The organism is Cytobacillus depressus (assembly GCF_008923245.1).
Lineage (GTDB): Bacteria > Bacillota > Bacilli > Bacillales > Cytobacillaceae > Cytobacillus > Cytobacillus depressus.
Genome location: NZ_WBOS01000001.1, coordinates 1,066,787 through 1,078,214, shown reverse-complemented (window position 1 = coordinate 1,078,214; position 11,428 = coordinate 1,066,787). Strand labels below are relative to the sequence as shown.

At 41.3% G+C, this 11,428-nt stretch carries 7 protein-coding genes, 20 tRNA genes and 1 rRNA gene; 26 read left to right on the top strand and 2 right to left on the bottom strand.

What is annotated here, in order from left to right; genetic code table 11:
* Positions 1–4: 4 nt before the first annotated feature.
* From rrf to F7731_RS05135, 21 genes are all read left to right on the top strand, one after another.
* Positions 5–121 (top strand): 5S ribosomal RNA (rrf, locus tag F7731_RS05235).
* Positions 122–130: 9 nt separating this feature from the next.
* A tRNA-Val gene (locus F7731_RS05230) sits at positions 131–206 on the top strand.
* Positions 207–237: 31 nt separating this feature from the next.
* Positions 238–313 (top strand) — tRNA-Thr (locus F7731_RS05225).
* A 9-nt stretch (positions 314–322) separates the two neighbouring features.
* A tRNA-Lys gene (locus F7731_RS05220) sits at positions 323–398 on the top strand.
* Between the two features lie 7 nt (positions 399–405).
* A tRNA-Leu gene (locus tag F7731_RS05215) sits at positions 406–490 on the top strand.
* Between the two features lie 10 nt (positions 491–500).
* Positions 501–575: transfer RNA gene (locus F7731_RS05210), tRNA-Gly, on the top strand.
* A gap of 5 nt (positions 576–580) precedes the next feature.
* Positions 581–669, top strand: a tRNA-Leu gene (locus tag F7731_RS05205).
* 15 nt (positions 670–684) lie between these two features.
* Positions 685–761 (top strand) — tRNA-Arg (locus tag F7731_RS05200).
* 23 nt (positions 762–784) lie between these two features.
* Positions 785–861, top strand: a tRNA-Pro gene (locus F7731_RS05195).
* Positions 862–871: 10 nt separating this feature from the next.
* Positions 872–947: transfer RNA gene (locus tag F7731_RS05190), tRNA-Ala, on the top strand.
* 31 nt (positions 948–978) lie between these two features.
* A tRNA-Met gene (locus F7731_RS05185) sits at positions 979–1,055 on the top strand.
* A 20-nt stretch (positions 1,056–1,075) separates the two neighbouring features.
* Positions 1,076–1,152, top strand: a tRNA-Ile gene (locus tag F7731_RS05180).
* 13 nt (positions 1,153–1,165) lie between these two features.
* A tRNA-Ser gene (locus F7731_RS05175) sits at positions 1,166–1,258 on the top strand.
* Between the two features lie 20 nt (positions 1,259–1,278).
* Positions 1,279–1,352, top strand: a tRNA-Met gene (locus tag F7731_RS05170).
* A gap of 3 nt (positions 1,353–1,355) precedes the next feature.
* A tRNA-Asp gene (locus F7731_RS05165) sits at positions 1,356–1,432 on the top strand.
* A gap of 57 nt (positions 1,433–1,489) precedes the next feature.
* Positions 1,490–1,565 (top strand) — tRNA-Phe (locus F7731_RS05160).
* Positions 1,566–1,580: 15 nt separating this feature from the next.
* A tRNA-Gly gene (locus F7731_RS05155) sits at positions 1,581–1,654 on the top strand.
* A gap of 10 nt (positions 1,655–1,664) precedes the next feature.
* Positions 1,665–1,741 (top strand) — tRNA-Ile (locus F7731_RS05150).
* A gap of 15 nt (positions 1,742–1,756) precedes the next feature.
* Positions 1,757–1,831, top strand: a tRNA-Asn gene (locus F7731_RS05145).
* 4 nt (positions 1,832–1,835) lie between these two features.
* Positions 1,836–1,923, top strand: a tRNA-Ser gene (locus tag F7731_RS05140).
* Between the two features lie 8 nt (positions 1,924–1,931).
* Positions 1,932–2,003: transfer RNA gene (locus F7731_RS05135), tRNA-Glu, on the top strand.
* A 194-nt stretch (positions 2,004–2,197) separates the two neighbouring features.
* Here F7731_RS05135 and F7731_RS05130 read toward each other — a convergent pair.
* Complete coding sequence (locus F7731_RS05130; protein ID WP_151533675.1) at positions 2,198–2,395, bottom strand: hypothetical protein; 198 nt, start codon at positions 2,393–2,395, stop codon at positions 2,198–2,200.
* A gap of 215 nt (positions 2,396–2,610) precedes the next feature.
* On the opposite strand from F7731_RS05130, the gene glgB reads away from it, so the two are divergent.
* From glgB to F7731_RS05105, 5 genes are read left to right on the top strand one after another with little or no spacing between them, the layout of a single operon-like run.
* On the top strand, positions 2,611–4,548 hold the full coding sequence (gene glgB / locus F7731_RS05125; RefSeq protein WP_151533738.1) for a 1,4-alpha-glucan branching protein GlgB: 1,938 nt from the start codon (positions 2,611–2,613) through the stop codon (positions 4,546–4,548).
* Positions 4,499–5,629 (top strand): glucose-1-phosphate adenylyltransferase, encoded by a 1,131-nt coding sequence (locus tag F7731_RS05120; RefSeq protein ID WP_151533674.1) that lies wholly within the window; start codon positions 4,499–4,501, stop codon positions 5,627–5,629. Before glgB ends, F7731_RS05120 begins: the two co-directional genes overlap by 50 nt.
* A gap of 36 nt (positions 5,630–5,665) precedes the next feature.
* A complete protein-coding gene (locus F7731_RS05115) occupies positions 5,666–6,697 on the top strand; it encodes a GlgC family sugar phosphate nucleotidyltransferase (RefSeq protein ID WP_151533673.1) in 1,032 nt (343 codons plus the stop codon).
* Positions 6,694–8,145 (top strand): glycogen synthase GlgA, encoded by a 1,452-nt coding sequence (gene glgA / locus F7731_RS05110; RefSeq protein WP_151533672.1) that lies wholly within the window; start codon positions 6,694–6,696, stop codon positions 8,143–8,145. Before F7731_RS05115 ends, glgA begins: the two co-directional genes overlap by 4 nt.
* Positions 8,135–10,528: a glycogen/starch/alpha-glucan phosphorylase gene (locus tag F7731_RS05105; protein WP_151533671.1), complete on the top strand. Its 2,394-nt coding sequence runs from the start codon at positions 8,135–8,137 to the stop codon at positions 10,526–10,528. Before glgA ends, F7731_RS05105 begins: the two co-directional genes overlap by 11 nt.
* 49 nt (positions 10,529–10,577) lie before the next feature.
* Here F7731_RS05105 and F7731_RS05100 read toward each other — a convergent pair whose 3' ends face one another.
* Positions 10,578–11,375: a TraR/DksA C4-type zinc finger protein gene (locus F7731_RS05100; RefSeq protein ID WP_343032847.1), complete on the bottom strand. Its 798-nt coding sequence runs from the start codon at positions 11,373–11,375 to the stop codon at positions 10,578–10,580.
* Positions 11,376–11,428 lie beyond the last annotated feature (53 nt).

Sequence of the window (11,428 nt, the reverse complement as noted above, 5' to 3'; positions counted from 1 at the left end):
GTAGTCTAGTGGCGATAGCGAAAAGGTCACACCCGTTCCCATCCCGAACACGGAAGTTAAGCTTTTCAGCGCCGATGGTAGTTAGGGGCTGTCCCCTTGTGAGAGTAGGACGTCGCTAGGCTGTATTAATGGAGGATTAGCTCAGCTGGGAGAGCATCTGCCTTACAAGCAGAGGGTCGGCGGTTCGATCCCGTCATCCTCCACCATAATATTCATTTGTACAATTATAATAAATATGCCGGCCTAGCTCAATTGGTAGAGCAACTGACTTGTAATCAGTAGGTTGGGGGTTCAAGTCCTCTGGCCGGCACCACAATTGTACGAGCCATTAGCTCAGTCGGTAGAGCATCTGACTTTTAATCAGAGGGTCGAAGGTTCGAGTCCTTCATGGCTCACCACTTATATGCGGGTGTGGCGGAATTGGCAGACGCACCAGACTTAGGATCTGGCGCCGCGAGGCGTGGGGGTTCGACTCCCTTCACCCGCACCATATAAGATTTGCGGAAGTAGTTCAGTGGTAGAACACCACCTTGCCAAGGTGGGGGTCGCGGGTTCGAATCCCGTCTTCCGCTCCAAATTTGCCGGGGTGGCGGAACTGGCAGACGCACAGGACTTAAAATCCTGCGGTAGGTGACTACCGTACCGGTTCGATTCCGGTCCTCGGCACCATTGATATAAACATATGCGCCCGTAGCTCAATTGGATAGAGCGTCTGACTACGGATCAGAAGGTTATGGGTTCGACTCCTTTCGGGCGCGCCATTATATCAATTATGAAACATTAACGGGAAGTAGCTCAGCTTGGTAGAGCACTTGGTTTGGGACCAAGGGGTCGCAGGTTCGAATCCTGTCTTCCCGACCATTTAAGATTTGGGGCCTTAGCTCAGCTGGGAGAGCGCCTGCCTTGCACGCAGGAGGTCAGCGGTTCGATCCCGCTAGGCTCCACCATTATCTATCATTACAATATATATTTTAATTTGGCGGTGTAGCTCAGCTGGCTAGAGCGTACGGTTCATACCCGTAAGGTCGGGGGTTCGATCCCCTCCGCCGCTACCAAATTTTTAAATCACTATCTTGGACCTTTAGCTCAGCTGGTTAGAGCAGACGGCTCATAACCGTCCGGTCGTAGGTTCGAGTCCTACAAGGTCCACCATTTATTTTGATTTGGAGGAATACCCAAGTCCGGCTGAAGGGATCGGTCTTGAAAACCGACAGGCGGGTCAAACCGCGCAGGGGTTCGAATCCCCTTTCCTCCTCCATAAATCATAAATATTACTATCGCGGGGTGGAGCAGTCCGGTAGCTCGTCGGGCTCATAACCCGAAGGTCGCAGGTTCAAATCCTGTCCCCGCAATTTGGTCCGGTAGTTCAGTTGGTTAGAATGCCTGCCTGTCACGCAGGAGGTCGCGGGTTCGAGTCCCGTCCGGACCGCCATTACGTTTTTGGAACAAAGGTTCTTAACACAAATATTTGATTAGGAACTATATATTTGGCTCAGTAGCTCAGTCGGTAGAGCAAAGGACTGAAAATCCTTGTGTCGGCGGTTCGATTCCGTCCTGAGCCACCATTTATTTTGCCTAATGCGGGTGTAGTTTAGTGGTAAAACTACAGCCTTCCAAGCTGTTGTCGTGGGTTCGATTCCCATCACCCGCTCCATTTATTATATGGGCCTATAGCTCAGCTGGTTAGAGCGCACGCCTGATAAGCGTGAGGTCGGTGGTTCGAGTCCACTTAGGCCCACCATAATATACTTTTTGTTCCGCAGTAGCTCAGTGGTAGAGCATTCGGCTGTTAACCGAACGGTCGTAGGTTCGAATCCTACCTGCGGAGCCATTATGGGGAAGTACTCAAGAGGCTGAAGAGGCGCCCCTGCTAAGGGTGTAGGTCGCGTAAGCGGCGCGAGGGTTCAAATCCCTCCTTCTCCGTTCGTATTGGCCCGTTGGTCAAGCGGTTAAGACACCGCCCTTTCACGGCGGTAACACGGGTTCGAATCCCGTACGGGTCATAAAAAAGGTTGTCAACAATCGTGTTGGCAGCTTTTTTTCTTTTTAAAAGAAATATAACTTATCCTTATCTTCCATATAAGATTAAAAAAATGCTTTGGAAGGTAGAGATAGGTACTGTATTTCAAACGTCCCTACTTCATCCACCCACTATTACTACCTTCCAGAGAATTTCTACCACTTCAAAAATCCTTCATTAGTCAAACATCTTATCTTTTTTCTCAAACTTTCTCCCAGGGTTTTCTAAGTCAATATCAGATATGAATCCTGTAGACGGACCTCTAAACATTTCTCCGGTTGCTATAATTTTTCCGTCCGGTGGTCCAAATAAAGGCACTTTCACTTCGTTTTTTGTTGCTTCATTTATTAAATACTCCTCTTCTTGATTACTCATTTTTATTATTCTCCTTTTATTTTTTCTATTCGGTTTATGTTGTATTTTGCCAATCTACGTTCAAAATTATGTCGAAATTAATAGAAATCATTAGAATTGTAACGTAAATTGACAAATTCATTACTTTACTGTCAAAAAGTATATAAAACTTTTACAAGGTCTTTTTCAAATGCAGGCGAATATAATCATGAAGGCTATTGGATTTAAAGGAGAAGATTCGTTTGAATACAGTTTACCCTACGGACTATCAAGTGCATTTGTTTCATGAGGGAACGCTTTTTGAAAGCTATCAACTCTTTGGTGCTCATGTAAGCATTAAGGATAAAAAGACAAGTACCCGTTTTTGTGTCTGGGCACCTAACGCAGAAATAGTCAGACTAGTTGGAGACTTTAATAACTGGAATGGAGAAGGGTATCAATTACATAGAGTAAATTATGAAGGCATTTGGATGATTACAATCAATCATAATTTACAGGGTGCTTTATACAAATATGAAATCACTACAAAGGAGGGAAAACGATTTTTAAAAACGGACCCGTATAGTTTTTATTCGGAGCTTAGACCAGGGACTGCTTCTATCGTTTATTCGCTTGAAGGCTACATATGGAATGATGATCAATGGATGCAAAAGCGGGCCAAGAAAAATGCTCTAGAAGAACCGATGGCCATTTACGAAGTTCATTTAGGCTCATGGCGTAAGAAAGAAGATGGTGCCTTTCTAACATATAGAGAATTGGCAGCGGACCTAATTCCTTACGTTTTGGAGCAGGGATTTACCCATATTGAATTGCTTCCCCTCGTTGAGCACCCGCTCGACGAATCGTGGGGCTATCAAGGAACTGGCTATTACTCAGTAACGAGTCGATACGGTACCCCGCATGATTTTATGTATTTTATTGATCAATGTCACAAAAACGGAATTGGAGTCATTCTTGATTGGGTACCTGGTCATTTTTGTAAAGATGCCCATGGATTATTCAAATTTGATGGAACATATTTGTACGAATATGAAAATTCTTGGGACCGGGAAAATGCAATTTGGGGCACTGCAAACTTTGATCTCGGGAAAACCGAAGTGCAAAGTTTCCTTATTTCCAACGCCCTCTTTTGGATGGAATATTATCATATAGATGGGTTTCGCCTTGATGCGGTTTCGAATATTCTTTATTGGCCCAATCGCTATGAAAAAAGCGAAAATCCAATGGGGATTGGATTTTTACAAAAATTAAATGAAGTGGTTTATGAACGTGATCCTCATTTCCTAATGATGGCTGAGGATTCGACGGATTGGCCGCAAGTAACTGCCCCCGTTCATTATGGAGGCATCGGTTTCCACTATAAATGGAATATGGGCTGGATGAATGATGTTCTTAGCTATATGGAAACTGCTCCAGAATCACGTTCACATGTTCATGGGAAAATGACTTTTTCCTTGATGTATGCCTATTCCGAAAACTTTGTTCTTCCGCTCTCACATGATGAAGTCGTACATGGGAAAAAGTCACTTTTAAACAAGATGCCCGGTGATTATTGGAGTAAATTTGCTCAGCTGCGATTGCTGCTTGGTTATATGATGACACATCCAGGAAAAAAGCTATTGTTCATGGGGGCTGAGCTAGGTCAATTTGATGAATGGAAGGATAAGGAGCAGCTCGATTGGGACTTACTTGATTTTGATATGCACAAAAAAATGAATGTATATGTGAAAGAGCTGTTAAAGCTTTATAGGCGCTCCAGACCTTTATTTGAGCTAGATTTCCTTCAGGAAGGCTTCGAATGGATCGATGTAAATAATCACGATCAATCGATCTTTTCATTTATTCGTAAAGGCAAAAGAGAAGATGAACATCTTGTAGTAATTTGTAATTTTACAGATCGATCTTATGTAGATTATCGAATTGGAGTGCCGAAAAGCGGTTCATATCGAGAAATTTTCAATTGCGACAGAGATATGTTTGGCGGCGCTGGTTTTATTAATAAAAATGTTCTGAAGACAGAAAATCAAACGTTTCATGGCAAGCCATACTCGGTAAAAATGATGATAGCACCTTTTGGGGTATCGATATTACGTCCAGTTAAACATCGGAAGGAGAGAAAGGGAAATGGGAAAGAAGAAGTGCGTAGCCATGTTATTGGCAGGAGGGAAAGGTAGCAGACTGCACGAATTAACCGAAAACCTAGCTAAACCAGCTGTGCCATTTGGCGGAAAATATCGCATTATTGATTTTACTTTAAGCAATTGTACGAATTCAGGCATTGATACAGTTGGGGTGCTCACCCAATATCAGCCGCTTGTTTTAAACTCATACATAGGCATAGGAAGTGCTTGGGATTTAGATCGGCGAAACGGCGGGGTTACCGTCCTCCCGCCGTATAGCGAATCGTCTGAGGTTAAATGGTATACAGGTACAGCCAGCGCTATCTTTCAAAATCTAAATTATTTAAAGCAGTATGATCCAGAATATGTGTTAGTCCTTTCAGGTGACCATATTTATAAAATGAATTATGAGCTTATGCTGGACTATCATATTGAAAAAGGTGCAGATGCCACGATCTCGGTCATTGAAGTTCCATGGGATGAAGCAAATCGTTTTGGCATTATGAACACGACAGACGATATGGTCATCACACAATTTGAAGAAAAACCAGCTGTTCCAAAAAATAATCTTGCTTCCATGGGCATATACATATTTAATTGGCCCGTTCTAAAACATTATTTAGAGAAGGATGCGAGGAACCATCATTCAAGCCATGACTTTGGTAAGGATGTGATTCCTATGCTGCTTGCAGAAGAAAAGCGATTAGTTGCTTATCCATTTAAGGGGTATTGGAAGGATGTCGGTACCATTAAAAGCCTATGGGAAGCAAATATGGATTTACTCGATGAATCATGTGAACTTAATTTATTTGATTATGAGTGGCGAATCTATTCCGTTAACCCTAACCATCCGCCCCAGTATATCTCGACTGAGGCTAGAATTACAGAATCATTAATTAATGAAGGATGTACGATTGAAGGGAATATTGAAAAGTCCGTCCTTTTCCAAGGCGTCCAAGTTGGAAAAGGTTCATTTATTAGAGAAACCGTTGTTATGCCGAATGCGAAAATCGGCAAGGGCGTATTTATTGAAAGGGCAATTATTCCTCCAAATATTTATATACCTGATGGAATGGTTATTAATGGTTCAAATGAAGAAGATGAAGTCATTTTAGTGACGGAAGAAATGCTTTAAAAAAATGCGCAGCGGTGTAAATGGGAGGATATGAATGTGAAAAATCGTTTACTTGGAGTCATTGATGCGACAACCTATCAAGAGGAATTGGAGGATTTAATGATTCACCGTTCGCTTGGAGCGATTCCATTTGCTGGTCGGTATCGGCTAATAGACTTTGTACTTTCGAATATGGTGAATTCTGATATTGAAAGTGTAGCCATATTCCCTAAATTTCAATATCGTTCCTTAATGGATCATCTTGGCTCGGGTAAGAATTGGGACCTTGATCGAAAAAGAGACGGACTTTTCTTTTTCCCGTCCCCTACTTTAGAGGGGACTCAAAGAAATGGAATTGGCTCATTTAATCATTTTGCGGCAAATTTAGATTACTTTTATCAGAGTAAGCAGGAATATGCCCTTATTGCTAACTGTTTCACGGTATTTAATATGGACTTTCGCCCGGTCCTAGATCGCCATATTCATTCTGGATGTGATATAACGGAAATTCGCCAACATGGGAAATCCTTAGAAATGTATCTTGTTAAAACGTCTTTTCTTATCGAATTAATTAAGTCTCGCGGTGCCACAAGATACACATGCATGTATGATGTCGTTACTGACCTGAACCATCCTTTCTTAATTTGCAGCTATGAATATGAGGGCTTTGCTGAAAGGATTGATTCGATTCAAAAATATTATCAAGTGAGCATGGATCTTCTTCAACCGCAAAATTGGAAAAAGCTTTTTTGGCAGGATCGTCCTATTTTTACAAAAGTGAAGGATGAGCCTCCTACAAAATATTTAAATAGCGCATTTGTTCAGCATTCTATGATTGCTAATGGCTGCCAAATTAAGGGGAGTATCGAAAACAGCATTATCTCCCGTGGGGTAAAGATTGGAAAAGGTACGGTGATTAAGAATTGTATTATCATGCAAAAGAGTCAAATTGCAGATAACTGCTTTTTAGAATCAGTCATTATCGATAAGGATGTCAAAGTTGAATCTGGAACAGTTTTGACAGGGTCAAGCGGGTCGCCAGTTGTCATCCGAAAAGGCACAGTACAAGGAGCTCTGATGAATTCGTGAAAGTGTTGTTCGTTGTTTCTGAATGTGTACCATTTGTAAAATCGGGAGGGCTTGCCGATGTGGCAGGTTCACTCCCAAAAGAAATAAGAAAATTAGGAGCAGATATCCGAGTGATTCTGCCGAAATACGGAACGATAGTAGATGAATATAAGATATTAATGAAAAAGACTGCCGCTTTCACCGTTAAGGTAGGGTGGAGAAATCAATATTGCGGGATAGAAGAATTACAGTATGAAGGAATTACTTTTTATTTTGTGGACAATGAATATTATTTTAACCGTGAAAATCTGTATGGATACTATGATGATGGTGAGCGATTTGCCTTTTTTAATCGCGCCATCTTAGATTGTCTCCAGCATATTGATTTCACACCCGATGTCATTCATTGCCATGATTGGCATACAGGCATGGTTCCGTTTCTATTAAGGGTGGAATATCAGGCTAAGAAAGGCTATGAATGTATTCGGACTGTATTTACGATACATAATCTAAAATTCCAAGGAATTATGCCAAAGCAGGCTTTACAGGATTTATTCGGGCTCAGCAATCGATATTTTCATATTGACCAGCTAGAGTTCTATAATCATATTAGCTTTATGAAGGGAGCAATTGTTGCCGCTGATAAAATTACAACGGTAAGCCCGACATATGAGAAGGAAATACAGGTGGAGTATTATGGTGAGCGGCTTCATGAATTATTAAAAAGCCGGGAAGAGGATTTACAAGGGATTTTAAATGGGATTGATGAAGACCTTTATGATCCTGAATTTGATTCACTCCTACATGAAAACTATCATTCTGAACAAAGAAACGGGAAACTAGCTAATAAAAGCTTTATCCAAGGAAAGTTTGGGCTTCCACGAAAACCAGATACGCCATTAGTTGTGATGATAACAAGATTGACTGAGCAAAAGGGACTTGATCTTGTACGCTATGTGTTTCATGAACTGATGCTAGAAGATATTCAGATGATCATAATCGGCACAGGTGATGCCCAATTTGAACAATTTTTCAAAGAAATGAGCCATGTTTATCCGGATAAATGTAAAGCGTTTATTGGCTTTGATGAAACACTTGCCCATCAAACATATGCAGCTGCTGATCTTTTTCTCATGCCATCCAAATTTGAGCCTTGTGGCCTCGGACAAATGATTGCGATGAGATATGGAGCCATTCCTATCGTCAGAGAAACAGGGGGCTTAAAGGATTCGGTTCAGGCTTTTAACGAGCTTACAGGTAACGGAAATGGCTTCTCATTCAGTCATTATAATGCGCATGATATGCTATTTATGGTGCAAAAGGCTCTTCGTTTTTATAGGGATGAACTTTGCTGGAAGACGCTTGTAAAAAATGCCATGACGGCTGATTTTAGCTGGGCACAGTCTGCCTATCAATATAATCAGCTTTACGACGAAGTCATCTCTAGGAGTGAAAGTCATGTTTTCTAATAAAGAGAAATTTAAAGAGTTTTTTTTACAGCGTCTTGAAATGACGTGTGGAAAGAGCTTCGGAGAAAGTACGAAACGCGATCATTACTTTACGATTGGAAACATGATTAGAGAATATGTCAGCACGGGATGGATTAACACGAATGAACGGTATCGGATGGCTAAGGAAAAGCAAGTTTACTACCTTTCCATCGAGTTTTTACTCGGACGTTTACTTCATCATAATTTGCTGAATTTAGGATTAGAGGACGTTGTAAGAGAAGGCTTAAAGGATTTAGGAATTGACTTAAATGAGCTGGAGGAAATTGAAGCGGATGCGGGTCTTGGCAATGGCGGGCTTGGAAGACTTGCAGCATGCTTCATGGATTCACTGGCTTCCCTTAATTTTCCTGGACATGGTTGCGGCATTCGTTATAAGCATGGCTTATTTGAACAGAAAATTGTTGACGGGTACCAAGTAGAGCTTCCTGAGCAATGGCTACGGCACGGTCATGTTTGGGAGGTCAGGAGAGCCGATTTAGCGATTGAGGTTCCATTTTGGGGAAGTGTTGAGAACAGGGAGGAAAATGGCCAGCTCGTATTCCGCCATGTAGGTACGGAAACAATTACAGCAGTCCCATATGATATGCCAATTGTTGGGTTTAAGACGGAAACGGTAAACACTCTTAGACTGTGGAATGCGGAAGCCTCACCGTACCCAATTCATAAGGATATTTTAAAATATAAGCGGGATACAGAGTCCGTATCAGAATTTTTATATCCTGATGATACACATGATGAAGGGAAAATCCTGCGCTTAAAACAGCAATATTTTCTTGTATCAGCAAGTGTACGTTCAATTATTCGCTCTTATAAAAAACAGTATGATACTTTACAGCATTTCCATGAGCATGTATGCATTCATATTAATGATACCCATCCTGTCCTTGCCATTCCCGAGCTGATGCGAGTATTAATTGATGAGGAAGGCATGGGATGGGATGAGGCATGGCATATTACGGTGAATACAATTTCGTATACGAATCATACAACCCTTTCTGAAGCACTTGAAAAATGGCCAGTTCGTATTTTCCAGCCGTTATTGCCACGAATTTATATGATTATTCATGAAATCAATGAACGATATTGCCAACAGCTTTGGGATCTATATCCTGGTGAGTGGGACCATATCGAAAGCATGGCTATTATTGCGCATAACGAGGTAAGGATGGCTCATCTTGCTCTAGTTGGCAGTTTTAGCGTCAATGGGGTAGCAGCCCTTCATACTGAAATTTTGAAAAAACGGGAAATGAAATCATTTTATCAAATTTTTCCGGAAAAGTTCAATAATAAAACAAATGGCATTACCCATAGAAGATGGCTATTAAAAGCAAATCCTCTTCTTTCAAAATTAATTTCAGAAGGAATTGGCGATGAATGGATTCAGAGACCGGAAAAGCTTCTAGAGCTTAATAAGTTTACGGAAGACACTTCCTACCTTGAGCAGCTTTATCAAATAAAACAGCAAAATAAAGAAAGACTTGCGAAACGGATTCTAGAGCAAAACGGGATTGTCGTTGATGCATCATCCATTTTTGATATTCATGTGAAGCGGCTTCATGCCTATAAAAGGCAGCTTCTGAATATTTTGCATGTGATGTATTTATATAATCAGCTGAAAGAGGATTCGAGCTTTCACATGCATCCGCGTACGTTCATCTTTGGAGCTAAAGCTTCGCCAGGTTATTATTATGCAAAAAAAATCATAAAGCTCATTAATACTGTGGCAGAAAAAGTCAATAAAGATGATCGAACAAACGAAAAATTAAAGGTAATTTTTCTAGAAAATTACCGTGTATCTTTAGCGGAAGAAATATTTCCCGGTGCTGATATTAGTGAGCAAATCTCAACCGCCAGTAAGGAAGCCTCCGGAACAGGCAATATGAAATTTATGATGAATGGGGCTTTAACGGTCGGAACACTGGACGGAGCTAATGTGGAAATGATGGAGAGGGTTGGAGAGGATAATCTTTTTATTTTTGGTTTAACCGCTGACCAAGTGCTAAACTATAATCAGCATGGCGGCTACAACTCTAGGGATTATTACCATCATGATAAAAGAATCCGGCAAGCTATGGACCAATTAATTAACGGATTTTTCCCTGATTCGGATGCTGAATTCGAACCAATATTTGATTCATTGCTTTCGGAAAACGACCAATATTTCGTTCTTCGCGATTTTGACTCCTATGTAAATATTCAAAAAGAGGCAGGAGCGACGTATGAAAATCGTAAGCAATGGCAGAAGATGAGTTTAAAGAATATCGCTGCCTCCGGGTATTTTTCCAGTGACCGCACGATTCGTGAATATGCGGAAGATATTTGGCGGATTAAAGCTGAATAACCCATTAAAAAGGAGCTGCCTACATAATGGCGACAGCTCCTTTCTCTATTTAATCTTTATCGTCCACATACCCATCTGACTCATGATAGTGAACATCGCCAAACGGTGTATCGGTGCCAACCTTGTCAAGCATGGCTTCGTATTCTTCATGCTTTTTTGATGGGTAAATAATTCTTTCTGTTCCTTCTAGATTATTAGCGATAAATGTTTCATAATCCTCGGTAAAGCCCTCGTCATCATGTCCCTCATTATAGAGGGAATTGTAATCCTCATAATCGCCTCTTAGATCAGACGGTGTTTCGGATGTACCGTAGCGGGCAACCTCCTGAAAGCTGTCCTCATTATCGACAACTTCTCTAAATTGATGGTGCTGGAACGTATTACCGTGTGCAGGCTCGAGGACATCTTCTTCAACTGGGCGGTCACCTCGCACGTGATGCTCAGGGCTATGGTCCTTACAATATAATGTATAGGGGATCGCTTCCAGGCGTTCAAAAGGAATATCACTGCCACAGACTTTACATTTTCCATAGGATCCTTCACTCAAAGCCTCTAATGCGGCATTCACTTTATTTAGCTCGGAATCATGATGCTCCTCCAAGGCAAAATCCTTTGTGCGGTCAAATAATTCTGTTCCCATATCTGCAGGATGATTATCATAAGCTGATAATTCTCCTACAGTCTCGCGTGCATTAACCCCTTCTAAACTACCTTCTTTATTTCCATGAAGCTGCGATTCCAATGAAGACTTTTCTTCTTCTAATTGCTGTCTCAATTGATTAAGCTGCTCAGTCGATAACAAACATCTCACATCCTCTTTTACAATCATCATTTCCCTATTTAGCATAAAGAGAAACTCATATGAGGTTAGTATGGGCTTTTATGAAAAAATTCATGACA